Source organism: Brenneria sp. L4-2C, assembly GCF_040240335.1.
Taxonomy (GTDB): Bacteria; Pseudomonadota; Gammaproteobacteria; order Enterobacterales; family Enterobacteriaceae; genus Brenneria.
On record NZ_JBEIAC010000014.1, the window covers coordinates 1 to 14,688 of the forward strand.

A 14,688-nucleotide genomic window follows, 5' to 3' on the forward strand; every position below is an offset into this window, starting at 1 on the left:
CGGAGTGAACGCACCACTGGTGTACGGGTTGTGATGCCAATTGCATTGCCCGGTAGCTACGTGCGGAAGAGATAAGCGCTGAAAGCATCTAAGCGCGAAACTTGCCTCGAGATGAGTCTTCCCTGGGACCTTGAGTCCCCTGAAGGGCCGTTGAAGACGACGACGTAGATAGGCTGGGTGTGTAAGTGCAGCGATGCATTGAGCTAACCAGTACTAATGACCCGAGAGGCTTAACCTTACAACACCGAAGGTGTTTTGGTGAGAGAGACGAAGAATTTTAGCTTGTTTTGAGATTGGTTCTGATGGTTGTGTGATAAGCAACGGTTAGGATGAAACAGAATTTGCCTGGCGGCGATAGCGCGGTGGTCCCACCTGACCCCATGCCGAACTCAGCAGTGAAACGCCGTAGCGCCGATGGTAGTGTGGGGTCTCCCCATGTGAGAGTAGGGAACTGCCAGGCATCAAATTAGAAGTAGCAGTGAAATCCAACGGGCAGTTCGCTACTCGATAGAGAGTAGGAAAAAAGCCGAAGGTTTTTAAACGTTGCGCAGCAACGGCCCGTAGGGTGAATCATGAAATGATTCATAAACTGCCAGGCATCAATTTATGTAGTATGCATCAAATAACTCGGTGCGCTGATATGGCTCAGTTGGTAGAGCGCACCCTTGGTAAGGGTGAGGTCCCCAGTTCGACTCTGGGTATCAGCACCAGATTTATGGGTTAAAGTTTCGGTTTAAAAAGAATTTACCTGGCGGCGATAGCGCGGTGGTCCCACCTGACCCCATGCCGAACTCAGCAGTGAAACGCCGTAGCGCCGATGGTAGTGTGGGGTCTCCCCATGTGAGAGTAGGGAACTGCCAGGTATCCAATAAAGCAAAAGGCCCAGTCGCAAGACTGGGCCTTTTGCTTTATTGGTATTTGTCGGTAAGTTATTCTTTAGTAGGACAAATCCGCCGGGAGCGGATTTGAACGGTGCGCAGCAGCGGCCCGAAGGGCGGCCCACAGGGATGTGGGCCGTAAACTGCCAGACATCAAACATAGCGAAAACCCCGGTCGCAAGACTGGGCCTTGTGCTTTATTTGGTCTTCGTCGGTGAAGTATACCTCAGGCGCTCCCCCGAAGTATTCCCAGTGCTAACTCGAACGCAGGGGAAATACCTGAGGGATAGGTTTGCAGTCGCGGGGAAATTAAAGGATACGGCTGATAAGTCGATCTATGCGGATGCGGCGTAAGCGGCGGATGAGCTTGCGTACTTTTACCGGATATTGCGCGATACTTTCCAGCTCCATGTAGCTAGCCACTACCTGCGTGTGTTGTTTGATGTGTTCCAATTCCTGTAAACGTTGCGCCAGCAACGCTTTGTCAGGATCGTGGATGAGAATGGCGTTTTCCAGATCCAGACGCCAGGCGCGCGGATTGAGATTGTTACCTGTCAGTAATTGCCACTCATCATCGACCCACATACCTTTCAGGTGAAAGCTGTTATCGCCATCCTTCCATAAGCGAACGACAAGCTGTTGATTATCAATATAACGTTGCAAGCGGCTCAGGAAGCGGCGCAGGTTGATTTCATAAAGGTAAGGCAGGGCGCCAATGATCTTAAATGGCTGATCTTGCGGAATATAAAAATCATTTGCGGTTTTATCGCCAATAATGATTTCGACTTTTTTCCCTTCCCGCAACAGCCGAATGATATTTCTGACCAGCAGGGCTGGCAGATTAAAATACGGCGTACACATCACCAGATGATCATCTGTGCAGTACATCAAGTGATGAATGGTTTTATTCAGCGGACTTTTCTTGCCTAGCCCCACTAACGGCGTAACGGTCAACCGATCGTTCACCTCACCACAGTCAGGCGTATGGTAGGTCGCCGTACGCAGTGATTGCCGAAATTGCCGGGTTTCGTTTTTGATTTCCAGGCTTTTAGGACGATCGCTTCGATCCAAGCGATGTATCGCCGCTGCTGACAGGATATTTTGAATATACTGAGCCATGGTATCGGCCAGTATTGCATTACGAATGACCTGATAACGGTCATAGCGGTATTTATCATGTTGATGCAGATAGACGTCGTTCAGGCTTGCGCCGCTGTATATGACGGCGTCGTCAATAATAAAGCCTTTCAGATGCAGGACGCCCAGCGCCTCGCGCGTATTAACGGGGACGCCATAGATGGGAAATTGCGTATCGGCGTATTTTTCCGCCATATCGCAATACCAATCGGCATTGGTATTTTCCGCCGCGGCGCCAATTCTTCCGCGCTGCGCGCGATGCCAGTCAACCAATATGCGAACATCCAGTTCGGGGCATTGCCGTTTGGCTTCATATACCGCAGATAAAATCCCCATACCGCCATCGTCATGTTCCAGATATAACGCCACCAGATAAATACGCTTTCTGGCATTTAGAATGGCATTCACCAGCGTAGTACGGAAGAGTTCAGGGGTGTGGAGTGTCTGAACGTCATCAGCTGTCTGAGGGATTTTGGGTAGTTCTGCAAGGTGTTGTTGGTATTTATTGCGTTTAAGTTTTGACAACATCACAGTGCGTTTCTTCTCTCATCAGTGTATGACCGGCTGGTCATCATCAAAAATTAAGGAATAGCCGAATCGGGCGATAATACCATTACTTCCCGCCGTTGTGAGCAAGTTTTGACTTTGATGGCCAGATCGTCTCTTGATGCGGGAACTATATCACGTATGTCGATTAAACTTTCAGCGGCAATTCGAGCGTGACGATGCCCTCTTCTAATTGAACATCGACATTAAAGCCCAGTCTCTTCGCCAGCGTAATCATCCCCTGATTATTCGGCATGGTGATCCCATTCAATTGCCCCAGCCCATGCGATCTTGCGTAGCGGATCAGTTTTTCCAGCAGGCGTCTGCCCAGTCCCAGTCCTTTTAAATCGGAACGCACCAGAACGGCGAACTCCGCATGAATATTATCCGCATCGGAGATGGCTCTGGTCACGCCAATAATTTCGTCGCCGTTTTCCGTCTGGCGTACGGCGACGAACGCCATCTCCCTATCGTAATCAATCTGCGTCATATAGGCGAAATCTTCGTGATTAAATTCACTAATTTCGCTGAAATAACGATAATACAGATCTTCTTTCGTGACTTTGCCGATGAATTCGCTCAGTAGCGGTTCGTCTTCGGGCAGGATGGGGCGGAACAGGCAGGCGGCGTTATCTTTCAGCATAACGGTTTCTTCCAGATCCTGCGGATAAGGCCGGATAGCCAGTCTTGACTGTGGGTCGCCGCTAAACGGCGCGAGACCGAGCGTAACGTCGAGCAGGGTGAATTCATCGCCGGCGGCCAGCAGAGGGTGAATGTCCAGCCGGGATATTTCCGGACAGTCGAGGATCAGATTGGAAACCTGCACCAGCAATTGGCTAAGCGCCGAAATATCTAAAGGATGCAGCGCGCCGCGGTCATGAATTTTCCCTTCTTTCAGCGCCTGTCGCACCAGATAACGGGCCAGCGTCATATTTAACGGCGGCAGCGCGACGGCAGCCTGGCTCTTATGCCACTCAACGCCGCCGTCCCCTAACATAATCAATGGTCCGAATACCGGATCTTGTTCGACGGCCACCCGCAGCTCCTGAGCGCCGGCCCGGTTTGCCATGCGCTGCACCAGCAAGCCGTGAATACGCGCCTGCGGATAGGTTTGCCTGACGCGATCGAGGATTGCCTCCGCCGCCTGCTGAACTTCTGTGGCGCTACGCAGATAGAGCATGACGCCCTGAACGTCAGATTTATGCGCAATATCCGGCGATCGCAGCTTAATGGCGACCGGATAACCGATCTGTTCGGCGATGTGAACCGCTTCGGCGCTGTCATTGGCAATCCAGGTCGGCAGCGTGTTTAAAGCGTAAGCCTGAAGGATGGGGCGCACTTCGTGGGTATCTAACTGGGTATTGCCGTCGGCCAGCGCTTGTTGAATAAGCTCATGCGCCTGAGCGGTATTGCCCGATAAATCCGCTGACAGCACCGGTGTTTCCATCAACTGCCTCTGGTTACGCCGATACTCGACCATGTGCATAAATGCCGTCACGGCGCCTTCAGGCGTGCGGTAGGTGGGGATGCCGGCGCGGTTAAAGAGGCGGCGGGCTTCCTGTGAGGAAAATTCGCCGGACCAGTTGGTCAGCAGCGTCATGCGTTTGCCGCGCGGATGTTGCTGAAAAAGGTTGATCAATTGCGCGGCGTTTTCGGTGCCTGGCGCCGCGGCGCTGGGCGAATAGAGGATAAGAAGCGCGTCAACGTCATCGCTATCCAGTAAAACGGCAACCGCCGCCAGATAATGTTCAACCGTCGCCTCGTCGCGCAGATTAAGTGGATTGCCGATCGTGACGTGCTCCGGCAAGGTCGTTCGCAGCGCCTGTCGCGTGGTTTCGCCGAGTACCGTCAGTTTCCCTTGTCTGCTCAACAGCCGATCGAGAGCCTGTGCCGCCGGCGAGGCGCCATTACTGATTAGCAGTAAACGCTCCCCGCGCAATGGGCGCAAATGGCTGAGCGTTTCCACCGCCGAGAACAGCTCATGGGTATCGCGTACCCGCAGCAGGCCAGCGCGTTGAATGGCGGCGTCGTAGGCCGCATCCAGTCCCTGCCGCCGCTCGCTAAGCAATTGTTGCGCCTGTGGGCTGCGTCCGCTTTTGATCACCAGGATGGGTTTGTTCCTTGCGGCGCTGCGGGCGGAGGAGAGAAAACGGCGGGCGTCGCTGATATGTTCAAGGTGCAACAGAATGGCCTGGGTCTTGCCGTCACGGGCGAGGAAGTCCAGCAGGTCGTCAACATCAATATCCAGGTTATCGCCCAGCGCAATAAAATAAGAGAAGCCGATTCCCCGTTGTTGAGCCCAGTCCAGGATGGTATTGGATACGGCGGCGGATTGAGAAATAAACGCCAGCTTGCCCTTCATGATGGGAATCGGGGAGAAGCTGGCGTTGAATCCTTGCCAGGGCGCGAGCACGCCGAGGCTGTTCGGACCCAGAAATCGTATGTTATGGCGAAGCGCGCAGGCTTTTAACTCGCTGAATTGAGAAGGCGGAGCAGAGAGAATAATCACGGTTTTACAACCGGATTGCCCTATCTCTTCCAGCAACGCCAGATTGCGGCTGGCGTTGGTGCAAAGGATGGTCAGATCGGGCGTAAGCGGTAAGCTGGCCACGTTCGGATAGGCCAGAATGCCGCAGACGGCGCGATATTTGGGCGTGACGGGCAGGATCGGCCCGTTGAAGCTGCCGTCCAGCAAATTGCGCATCAACAGAAATCCCGCTCGTCCCGGCTTTTCCGACGCGCCTAAAACCGCTATCGACCTCGGACGCAATAGTGCTTCCAACCCGCGCTGGCTCATAAGTCACCTTGTTAGGAAAGACTATTTGATATTAAGCGCTTTTCACCGATTATGCTGTGATGGCTGGTGGCATTTCCCGCAAGGTATGATGCGACTTGCCGGCCAGATAATGCCGGCGAAAGCGATCGAAATGGCTTGATAACGCCTCCGCGGCGGCCTTATCGCCGGCTTGCCCGAGTAAGGCAATGGCAATCTCCGCCGTGCAATGCCGGCTGGCGTCGCCGGCTTCCCGCAGTTGGTAACGGGAAAGCGCGTCGACGGTCAGCGACAGCATCGGCAGTCCATCCAGATAAGGACTCTTGCGGAACATTTTCCGCGCTTCCGGCCAGGTGCCGTCCAGCAAGATGAATAAAGGGGGCTTTCCTTGCGGGGGTAATTGCCGGAAGACCTGACGTCCTGCTTCGCGATCATCGGCCAGAAAAACCAGATAGGGTTGATAAGCCGGGTGGCGGAGGGCGGCCAGCAGTTGGGGATCCGGCGATGTGCGCGACCAGAGAAAGGCCTGGGTATCCGGCAGGATATCGGCGATCAGCCGCCCGGTGTTGCTTGGCTTCAACGGTTCGGTGTCAAACATCACTAAACAAAAACGGCTACGGGCATCGTGCGGCTGAATGGTGTGACACAGGCAGTTTGTCGCCGGCAGCAGACAACGCTGACAGCGCGCAACGCGGCAGCCGCGGGCGCGGAAAGGCTTGGTAGACTGCTCAAGACGTTGCTGACGCAGACGAAGAACGGCGTTGTTAATCATGAAATGAGATCATCGCATTCGGCCAAGAGTCTGTGTAGGCTGCGCAGCTAAGGCGTTCGGCACAGGCAGATTCTGAAAGGCGCCATTCTAATCGACATGTGGTCAGAGCAAAAGGCCCGGCGTCATAATACGCCGGGATCGCGCCGGTTGCAGGCGTGTTTCCCGCAACGCAAACCCCAGGGGTTACAATGATTCATCCAGCCAGCCTTCGAAAGGCGTTTTCGGCAGCGCGCCATTGAGCATATCGACCAGTTTTCCCTGTTTAAACAGCATGATCGTCGGGATGGTGCGGATACGATAGCGTGTGCTGAGCGCGGGTTCTGATTCGGTATTAACCTTAACAAAGCGTATTTTTTCGCCGCGTTCCTGTGCGACACTGGCGAATACGGGGGCGAAGCTGACGCAGGGACCGCACCAGGGAGCCCAGAAGTCGACGACAACCGGCAGATCATCCTGTAGCAGTTTATCCAGCGTCTGTTCGGTAGCATTGATCACCTCGCCCGTGAACAGGGGATCTCCGCAATTGCCGCAATTCGGGTGGTCGTCAATTCGTTCTTCAGGCAGACGGTTTGTAGTGTGGCAAGATGCGCATACCGTGTTCATAACGAGGCCTCAGGTCAAGGGGACTTAAACGTGCGCTGTCGATAAGAACTGTTGCGGGCAGGCGGTGCGCGTCGGCAACATGTTAAATAATCAGCGCATATATTAAACAATATGTTACTAATTGGTTAGTTAAGTATGGCGAGCAGACCTGCCGTCAACAACGTGGTTTACTCAATAGCTACGATAGTTTTTGGCTTTTGCCACAAGCGGGTAGCTAAGCGGCTGTACATAAGGTAATCTTCGCGCCCAGCGCGTAGGTGGAGATAACGATGAGCGATTCATTCAATAGTAAGAGCGGCAAAGTCCGCGTGATGTACGTCCGTAGCGATGACGAGGGCGATAAAGAGAACAAAAACAAGCGTCCGGCTGGTAAAGAGCGTCGTAGTGAAGGTGGTCGCGGCCGGCGTGACGATGCGGGTTCTCGTGATAAACCTCAGCATCCGCGCGATACCAATCCGCGTTATGCCCGGGAAAATCCTTCTCGCGATGGCGAGAAAAGCCCGTGGGGCAAAAATCGCGATGGCGAACGCGCAGAGCGTCCGCGCCGTCCGCGCGCGGAAGGCCGCGATAATAACGACTCGCCGTGGAAAACCGTTTCCCGCGCGCCGGGTGAAGAGACTGAGTTCGATCATGGCGGGATCAGCGGTAAAAGCCAGATCGATCCGGCGCAATTGCGTCGTCAGCGTCAGGAAGAAACGCGGGTTTATGGCGAAAATGCCTGTCACGCATTGTTTAAGAGCCGCCCGGATTCCATTGTCCGCGCCTGGTTTTTACAGGAAGTGACGCCGCGTTTTCGTGAAGCGCTGCGCTGGATGGCCGCTAACCGCAAAGCCTATCATGTCGTCGATGATGATGAGCTGAGCAAAGCCTCCGGCACAGAGCATCATGGCGGCGTTTGTTTCCTGATCAAAAAGCGTCAGGGGATGGATGTTCATGAGTATCTGAAAACGGCTGGCGAGCGCGATTGCGTACTGGCACTGCAAGATGCCGGCAATCCGCACAACCTTGGCGGCATTATGCGAAGCTGCGCGCACTTTGGCGTAAACGGCCTGTTGGTGCAGGATGCGACGATGTTGGAGTCCGGCGCCGCGGTGCGTACGGCTGAAGGCGGCGCCGAGCATGTTAACGCGATTAATGCCGACGATCCGGTTGCGGTATTTGATGCATTCCGCAAGGCCGGGTATACCATTGTGACGACGTCCAGTCACAAAGGCACGGCGTTGTCGAAAACCACCTTTCCGGCCAAAAGCGTGATTGTTCTGGGGCAGGAAGGCGACGGTCTGTCGGATAGCGCCTGGCTACAGGGGGATACCAATATCTCGATTGACGGGACAGGTCAGGTTGAAAGTCTGAACATTTCCGTTGCGACGGGCATTTTGTTGTCTGAATGGTGGCGGCAGAATAAAGTCTAATGTCATCCAGCGTTAGTCTTAGGTTTTAATAAAACATCAGCGCAGGCTCCCTGCGCTGATGTTTCGTTTTTGACAGCCGATATGTCGTTAAAATTCAAAAGGGAGAAATACTGAATGACGCGGAAACCCTCCATTTACTTCGTGGCGTCGCTGTTGCTGGGAGCATTCTTTACGAGCGGTTGCGCGCCCTCGTTGCAGACGACCGATGCGTCCTACCGTTGCCATCTCGGCGATGAGTCGGTGCAAACCACCCTTTATTTCGGTCTGAGCCGTCCGGCCGGTCCGCCGGTTTCCGCTGCCGAGTGGCAAGCCTTTGTCGATAGCGTCGTCACGCCGCGTTTTAAAGCCGGGCTGACGGTCTTTGATGCCCAGGGACAGTGGCTGGGCGACAATGGCGCGGTGGTGCGGGAAAACAGCAAGGCATTGCTGCTTATTCACGGGGCAGAACAGGAAAGCGATATCGAAGCGCTGCGCGCGGAATATAAAGCGCGCTTTGCGCAGGAATCCGTGATGCGGGTTGACGCTCCGGCGTGCGTCGCCTTCTAAGCGTCCCGCCCGTTCTTCCCGGCACGGGACCGATAACGATAAGCCGGATTCGCGTTCCCGCCGACGCGTCGGCGGGAACGCGGTTCAGTGCGCGCCGCCGCCGCTTCCGGAAGTAAAGGGCGGACGGGCAAACCATACCAGCACCAACAGCAGCAGAAATACCCCGGCCGCCGCCCAGAAAATCTCATTGGCGGAAATAATCAGTCCCTGCGCGGTAATTTCGCTCGCAATATAAGAAGAGGCCTGCGACTGGCTCATTCCCAGCGTCTGCTGTAGCTGCTGATAGGTTTCCTGAGCCAGCGGATTATAGGGCGTTACCGATTCTGTCAGATGCGCGTGGTGCAATGACTCGCGCTGCGCCCACAGCGTTGTGGTAATGGAGGTGCCGATAGAGCCGGCAAGCGTCCGGGTGAAGTTGGACAGGCTGGATGCCGCGGCCATCCGCTCCGGCGGCAGTCCCGACAGCGTAATGGTGGTCAGCGGCATAAAGAAGCAGGCGACGGCGAAACCCTGTACGAACTGCGGCCAGGCCGAAGCGCCGAAGTCCATGCCCGGTTCAAAGGTATAGGCGCGCCAATAAAAGCAGACGGCGTACATAATGAAGCTGAATGTCACCAACTGCCGCATATCCAGACGCGGGGCGAAGCGGCCGATAATCGGCGACAGCACCACGGGCATTAAGCCGACCGGCGCGGACGCCAGCCCGGCCCAGGTGGCGGTGTAGCCATAGACCTCCTGTAATAATTGCGGCAGCAGGACGATAGCGCCGAAATAAAACATATAGGCCAGGCTGAGGCATAAACAGCCGATGGTGAAATTGCGCGATTTAAACAGCGATAAATCCACCACCGGATGGTCGTCGGTCAACTCCCAGACGATTAAAAACGTCAGCGTGATGACGGCAACAACGGTGAGGATAATGATCTCGTTGGAGTTAAACCAATCCAGCTCCTTACCCCGATCCAGCATCATCTGGAGGCAACCGATACCGACGATCAGTAAAGCCAGCCCCATGGTATCGATGGGCTTGATTTCGGTTTTGGTTTCCCGCCCCCGCAGTGTCTGCAAGGTGATGACCACCACCGCCACGCCCAGCGGGACGTTGATAAAGAAGATCCAGCCCCAGTGGTAATTGTCGCTAATCCAGCCCCCGAGAATCGGCCCGCAAATCGGCGCGACCACCACGGTCATCGACCACAGCGCCAGCGCAATGCTTCGTCTGGCGGGAGGATAGTTGTTTAACAGCAAACTCTGCGACAGCGGGATCAGCGGCCCGGCGACAATCCCCTGTAGAACACGGGAAAAGATCAGCATTTCCAGGCTGGTGGACATCCCGCACATCCAGGAGGTGAAGGCAAACAGGGCGGTGGACAATAGAAAAAGGCGAACTTCGCCAAAACGTTTGGCCAACCAGCCCGTGATGGGAATCGAAATGGCGTTGGCGACCCCGAAAGAGGTGATCACCCACGTTCCCTGCGAGTTGGACGCCCCCAGATTACCGGCAATGGTCGGAATCGCCACGTTGGCGATGGTCGAGTCCAGCACCTGCATAAACGTCGCCAACGACAGGGCGACGGTCATCCAGGCCAGACTGGCGCCTTTGAGCGGTTTTCTCTGCACGCTTCTCTCCTGACCGATTAGCTGGCGTTAGCTCGAATGATGTCGCTAATCATTTGGTTGACCGGTGCGAGATCCAGCGTCAGCGCATCGCTTGCATAAGCCGGGGCGCCGCGAGGCGTTTCCGATAACGCTTTACCCTTGGCGTCGGCAGTGTCGACGTTGACCAGCGCGGACAGGCCGATACGCAGCGGATGTTCGGCAATCTGTTGCGGATCCAGTTCAACGCGCACGGGCAAGCGTTGCACGACTTTTATCCAGTTGCCGGTGGCGTTCTGCGCCGGAAGCAGCGAGAACGCGCTACCGGTACCCATATCCAGCCCCACGACCTTGCCTTGATAAACGACGTCATCGCCGTAGATGTCCGCGACGACGGTGGCGGGCTGGCCGATGCGCATATTGGCCAACTGAGTTTCTTTGAAGTTGGCGTCAACCCACAGATGATCGGCGGGTACGACGGCCATGAGCGCGGACGTCGTCGATATCCTGGCGCCGACCTGCACGCTGCGGCGCGACACATAACCATTGACCGGACTCACGATTTTTGTCCGCTGCAACGCCAGCCAGGCATCGCGCATTGCCGCCGCCGCCTGTTGGATCGTCGGCTGTTGTTCCAATGGCGTGTCCAGAATCATGGCCTGATTAGCCTGATATTGTTGCCTGGCCACTTCCAGCGAGGCCTTGGCGCTGGCTACCGCATCGCGCGCGTGCTGGACTTCTTCACGACCGATGGCATTGGCCTGCCCCAGGGTTTCGCGGCGGTTCAAATCACTCTGCGCCTGGCTCAGTTGGATTTGAAGCAGCTCGATATTGGCCTGGTACTGTTTGCTGTTAATCATTAACTGATGCGTCTGACGTACGCTATTGGCCAGCGCGGTCTGGGTGCGCTCAAAAGCCTGCTGGGCGTCGGTCGGATCCAGCTCAACCAGAATATCGCCCTGTTTAACGAAATCGGTGTTGTCGACATTCACGCGCGTGACGCTCCCCGTCACTTGCGCCATCACCTGAATCTGATTACCGGCGACGTAGGCATCATCGGTGCTCTGGTGGTGTCTGAGAACCAGGAACCAATAAACAAACCAAATGCAGCCGAGCACGATAAAGACCAGCGTTAACAGCGTCAGCACGCGTTTACGCTGTTTCTTCTTGTTTCGTTTTACTGGCTGCGGCGCCTGCGTTTCCACATTTTCACTCATGGTGTTCTCTCTTTATCCTCTTTTTGCCCGCTATCACATCATTTGAGCACGCTGTAACAAATCTACGCTTCGCGTCGATCCGCAGGTGACAGGCAAATAGAGTCAGTCTGGTCTTATTATTAAGCGAGAAAATGACAGGTTACTGAAAAGTAAACCGACACTGTTCGCAGTAAACATTTGTGTTCCGATGACGAGGGCACAGGAAAACGTCAGGTACAATGAGGATTGTATTTATTATTAGCATCAAGCAATTAAAAAAATTCGGCTTGTTCCATCTCATCGAGTCGGGCCAACAGCTTTCTCATCAGCGTTTCAAGCTGCTTTTGCTCATCGCCGCTGAGCGTGGACCAGAGAAAATGAAGGCTTTTATGCTGCGGGGGAAGCAACTGGTTAAGGAAAGTCTTGCCTTCTTCCGTCATATGCAGGTGCAGACAGCGTCGATCGCTGCTGCTTTCGCGTCTTTCAATCCAGCCTCTTTTTTCCAGCTCATCGGCAATACGCGTGGCGTTGGTCCGTGACGATCCCAACGCGGCGCTGAGTTCCGAAGGCTGAATGCTGTGAGACTCCTGTGATTCCAGCGTGATGAGCGCCATAAATAAGGTTTCATTAATGCCTTGTTCTTTCAATATCTTATTTCTGTGCTCAAGAATTTTACTTTGCATGTGCATACATAAACGCAACAACAAAACTTCCTGATAGGGGAAATCGGGTTTACGTGAAACACGCAGGCTCAGCATTTTCTCTATTGGAGTAAACGAACTATCCATTTTTTATATAACCTCATTAATCACGGTATGTATAGTAACGAAAGTTACTAATTGGGTAAACGGTATCAGTCAGACAAATTTAATTATTCTGTGACAGAAAGTAAGCGATAGGGACGTCGAACATCGAAGGAAGTACCGCTATTCATTAATAGGGTAGTTCATGCGCGGCATTAGAGAATAACGGAGTGAAGGAAATCGGAATCAGTTGATTATTAAGTCGTCATAAAAGGCAAAAAGGCGGCAAAAGCCGCCTTGAGGTTCACGAGTAATGACTTATTTTGCCGCTTCAGCCGCGGTTTTCACCCAGCCGTCAAACAGCTGCTGGTGAGCCTTGATCCAGCCGTTGGCGTGACGCTCGATATCCTGTTCGGAATTTTCGCCGTTATGCATACGCTGGTTTTGCGCATTCACGTCGGCCAGCGGCAGTTTCATGATGGAGAACAGCTTGGCCGCGGCGGGATTCTTCTCCGCCCAGACTTTATTGGCGGCGATTCTTACATTATTGACCGGAAAGCCGTAGTCGGCCCCGTTGGGCAACTTGGTGCTGATGCCTTGCTGAGAGCCCGGCAGGGAAGAGAAGGGAACCTGTAGCCATACCACGTCACGGCCGGGAACCAGCACGTCGCTGACCCAATACGGCGTCCAGGTGTAATACAGAATGGGTTTGCCCTGTTTATAACGCGTGATGGTATCGGCGATCATGGCGGAGTAATTGCCCTGATTATGGGTAACCGTTTTGCTCAGGTCATAGGTTTGCACCTGGTGGTTAATCACCGCCTCGCAGCCCCAGCCGGGGTTACAGCCGGTCAGATCCGCCTTGCCGTCGCCGTTGGCGTCAAACAGTTTGGCTATCTGAGGGTCTTTCAACTGGCCGAGGTTGGTGATCTTATACTGTTCGGCGGTCTTTTTATCAATCAGGTAACCCTGCGCCGCGCCGGAAATATAGACGCCCTGACGGTAGAATTTGGCGTCGCCGCCGGCGGCCTGATATTGGTCGGCGTGCAGCGGATCCCAGTTAGAGGCCATAAAGGTCGCATCGCCGCTCGCGACAGAGGCGAAAGCCACATTATAATCCACTTCGCTGATAGGTTTTACGTCGTAGCCCAGTTTCTCCAGCGCTTTGTTGACCAGCACGGTCTGGAAGACTTCTTCGGAGATGGTGCTCTGCAACGGCGTGACCGTCACGCCTTTACCCGGCAGTTCGGTATCGGCGGCGAAAAGCGGCGCGCTCAGCAGCGCGGTGGTCAGGGCCGTGGCCCAAATTTTGGTTTTGCACATAGTTATTCCCTCTTTTCTTACTCTGGTCGCGTAGATTTACTTTGTTGAACAGGAAAGACGTTTTCGGTCAGGGAGGGTAAAAGGCGGTTTCCACCGCCTTTTCGAGAGTGGTAGACGTTCGGCGTCAGCGCTTACTTGGCCGCTTCGGCCGCGGTTTTCACCCAGCCGTCAAACACCTGCTGGTGAGCCTTGATCCAGCCGTTGGCGTGGCGCTCGATATCGCGTTCGGAATTTTCGCCGTTATGCATACGCAGGTTTTGCGCATTCACGTCGGCCAGCGGCAGTCTCATGATGGAGAACAGCTTGGCTGCGGCGGGATTCTTCTCCGCCCAGGCTTTATTGGCGGCGATTCTCACGTTATTGACCGGGAAGCCGTAGTCGGCCCCGTTGGGCAACTTGGTGCTGGTGCCTTGCTGCTCGCCCGGCAGGGAAGAGAAGGGAACCTGTAGCCATACTACGTCACGGCCGGGAACCAGCACGTCGTTGATCCAATACGGCGTCCAGGTGTAATACAGAATGGGTTTGCCCTCTCTGTAACGCGTGATGGTATCGGCGAGCATGGCGGCGTAATTGCCCTGATTATGGGTAACCGTTTTGCTCAGGTCATAGGCTTGCACATGGTGGTTAATTACCGCCTCGCAGCCCCAGCCGGGATTACAGCCGGTCAGATCGGCCTTGCCGTCGCTGTTGGTGTCGAACAGCTTGGCGATGTTGGGATCTTTCAACTGCGAGACGTTGGTGATTTTGTACTGCTGAGCGGTTTTTTTATCGATCAGGTAACCCTGCGCCGCGCCGGCGACATAGACGCCCTGACGGTAGAATTTGGCGTCGCCGCCGGCGGCCTGATATTGGTCTGCTTGCAGCGGATCCCAATTGACGGCGAGGTAGGTGGCGTCGCCGCCCGCAATAGAGGCGTAAGCCACGTTATAATCCACTTCGCGGATAGGCTGTACGTCGTAGCCCAGTTTCTCCAGCGCTTTGTTGACCAGCACCGTCTGGAAGGCCTCTTCGGCGATGGTGCTCTGCAACGGCGTGACCGTCACGCCTTTGCCCGGCAGGTCGGTATCGGCGGCGAAAAGCGGCGTGCTCAACAGCGCGGTGGTCAGGGTCGCGGCCCAAATTTTAGTCTTGCACATAGTTATTCCCTCGTTCCTGTTTCAGTC

The 14,688-nt window shown here is 54.7% G+C and carries 11 protein-coding genes, 1 tRNA gene and 3 rRNA genes; 6 read left to right on the forward strand and 9 right to left on the reverse strand.

Features of this window, described 5'->3' with window-relative positions:
- From ABRZ26_RS17700 to rrf (ABRZ26_RS17715), 4 genes are all read left to right on the forward strand, one after another.
- A 23S ribosomal RNA gene (locus ABRZ26_RS17700) occupies window positions 1-238 on the forward strand; the annotation flags it as partial.
- Between the two features lie 106 nt (window positions 239-344).
- Window positions 345-460: ribosomal RNA gene (gene rrf / locus ABRZ26_RS17705) — 5S ribosomal RNA — on the forward strand.
- 174 nt (window positions 461-634) lie between these two features.
- Window positions 635-710 (forward strand) — tRNA-Thr (locus ABRZ26_RS17710).
- 37 nt (window positions 711-747) lie between these two features.
- Window positions 748-863 (forward strand): 5S ribosomal RNA (gene rrf / locus ABRZ26_RS17715).
- Window positions 864-1,187: 324 nt separating this feature from the next.
- On the opposite strand, the gene pssA is transcribed toward rrf (ABRZ26_RS17715), so the two are convergent.
- The 4 genes from pssA to trxC all read right to left on the reverse strand — a co-directional run bounded on the left by pssA (window position 1,188) and on the right by trxC (window position 6,709).
- The gene (gene pssA / locus ABRZ26_RS17720) at window positions 1,188-2,543 is read right to left on the reverse strand and encodes a CDP-diacylglycerol--serine O-phosphatidyltransferase (protein ID WP_319605472.1); all 1,356 of its coding nucleotides are present in this window, start codon (window positions 2,541-2,543) and stop codon (window positions 1,188-1,190) included.
- Window positions 2,544-2,709: 166 nt separating this feature from the next.
- Window positions 2,710-5,358, reverse strand: coding sequence for a bifunctional acetate--CoA ligase family protein/GNAT family N-acetyltransferase (locus ABRZ26_RS17725; RefSeq protein ID WP_319605473.1), 2,649 nt, complete (start codon window positions 5,356-5,358; stop codon window positions 2,710-2,712).
- Window positions 5,359-5,407: 49 nt separating this feature from the next.
- Window positions 5,408-6,106 (reverse strand): tRNA-uridine aminocarboxypropyltransferase, encoded by a 699-nt coding sequence (locus ABRZ26_RS17730; protein ID WP_319605474.1) that lies wholly within the window; start codon window positions 6,104-6,106, stop codon window positions 5,408-5,410.
- A gap of 183 nt (window positions 6,107-6,289) precedes the next feature.
- Window positions 6,290-6,709, reverse strand: a complete 420-nt coding sequence (gene trxC / locus ABRZ26_RS17735) for a thioredoxin TrxC (RefSeq protein ID WP_319605475.1) — start codon at window positions 6,707-6,709, stop codon at window positions 6,290-6,292.
- Window positions 6,710-6,978: 269 nt separating this feature from the next.
- Here trxC and ABRZ26_RS17740 point away from each other — a divergent pair, with 269 nt between their 5' ends.
- Together ABRZ26_RS17740 and ABRZ26_RS17745 are read left to right on the forward strand one after the other, a co-directional pair.
- Window positions 6,979-8,121, forward strand: coding sequence for a tRNA/rRNA methyltransferase (locus ABRZ26_RS17740; RefSeq protein ID WP_319605476.1), 1,143 nt, complete (start codon window positions 6,979-6,981; stop codon window positions 8,119-8,121).
- A 114-nt stretch (window positions 8,122-8,235) separates the two neighbouring features.
- The gene (locus ABRZ26_RS17745) at window positions 8,236-8,667 is read left to right on the forward strand and encodes a DUF3574 domain-containing protein (RefSeq protein ID WP_319605477.1); all 432 of its coding nucleotides are present in this window, start codon (window positions 8,236-8,238) and stop codon (window positions 8,665-8,667) included.
- Window positions 8,668-8,751: 84 nt separating this feature from the next.
- Here ABRZ26_RS17745 and emrB read toward each other — a convergent pair whose 3' ends face one another.
- The 5 genes from emrB to proX (ABRZ26_RS17770) all read right to left on the reverse strand — a co-directional run bounded on the left by emrB (window position 8,752) and on the right by proX (ABRZ26_RS17770) (window position 14,661).
- A complete protein-coding gene (emrB, locus tag ABRZ26_RS17750; protein ID WP_319605478.1) occupies window positions 8,752-10,287 on the reverse strand; it encodes a multidrug efflux MFS transporter permease subunit EmrB in 1,536 nt (511 codons plus the stop codon).
- Between the two features lie 17 nt (window positions 10,288-10,304).
- Window positions 10,305-11,480: a multidrug efflux MFS transporter periplasmic adaptor subunit EmrA gene (gene emrA, locus ABRZ26_RS17755; protein ID WP_319605479.1), complete on the reverse strand. Its 1,176-nt coding sequence runs from the start codon at window positions 11,478-11,480 to the stop codon at window positions 10,305-10,307.
- Between the two features lie 251 nt (window positions 11,481-11,731).
- The gene (gene mprA / locus ABRZ26_RS17760; RefSeq protein ID WP_319605480.1) at window positions 11,732-12,247 is read right to left on the reverse strand and encodes a transcriptional repressor MprA; all 516 of its coding nucleotides are present in this window, start codon (window positions 12,245-12,247) and stop codon (window positions 11,732-11,734) included.
- A gap of 273 nt (window positions 12,248-12,520) precedes the next feature.
- Complete coding sequence (gene proX / locus ABRZ26_RS17765) at window positions 12,521-13,525, reverse strand: glycine betaine/L-proline ABC transporter substrate-binding protein ProX (protein ID WP_319605481.1); 1,005 nt, start codon at window positions 13,523-13,525, stop codon at window positions 12,521-12,523.
- 131 nt (window positions 13,526-13,656) lie between these two features.
- Window positions 13,657-14,661, reverse strand: a complete 1,005-nt coding sequence (gene proX, locus ABRZ26_RS17770) for a glycine betaine/L-proline ABC transporter substrate-binding protein ProX (RefSeq protein WP_319605482.1) — start codon at window positions 14,659-14,661, stop codon at window positions 13,657-13,659.
- Window positions 14,662-14,688 lie beyond the last annotated feature (27 nt).

Coding starts and splice junctions, on each gene's coding strand:
- pssA (WP_319605472.1), bottom strand. CDS start 2,543: ATGTTGTCAAAACTTAAACGCAATAAATACCAACAACACCTTGCAGAA.
- ABRZ26_RS17730 (WP_319605474.1), bottom strand. CDS start 6,106: ATGATTAACAACGCCGTTCTTCGTCTGCGTCAGCAACGTCTTGAGCAG.
- ABRZ26_RS17740 (WP_319605476.1), top strand. CDS start 6,979: ATGAGCGATTCATTCAATAGTAAGAGCGGCAAAGTCCGCGTGATGTAC.
- mprA (WP_319605480.1), bottom strand. CDS start 12,247: ATGGATAGTTCGTTTACTCCAATAGAGAAAATGCTGAGCCTGCGTGTT.
- proX (WP_319605482.1), bottom strand. CDS start 14,661: ATGTGCAAGACTAAAATTTGGGCCGCGACCCTGACCACCGCGCTGTTG.
- proX (WP_319605481.1), bottom strand. CDS start 13,525: ATGTGCAAAACCAAAATTTGGGCCACGGCCCTGACCACCGCGCTGCTG.
- ABRZ26_RS17745 (WP_319605477.1), top strand. CDS start 8,236: ATGACGCGGAAACCCTCCATTTACTTCGTGGCGTCGCTGTTGCTGGGA.
- emrA (WP_319605479.1), bottom strand. CDS start 11,480: ATGAGTGAAAATGTGGAAACGCAGGCGCCGCAGCCAGTAAAACGAAAC.
- ABRZ26_RS17725 (WP_319605473.1), bottom strand. CDS start 5,358: ATGAGCCAGCGCGGGTTGGAAGCACTATTGCGTCCGAGGTCGATAGCG.
- trxC (WP_319605475.1), bottom strand. CDS start 6,709: ATGAACACGGTATGCGCATCTTGCCACACTACAAACCGTCTGCCTGAA.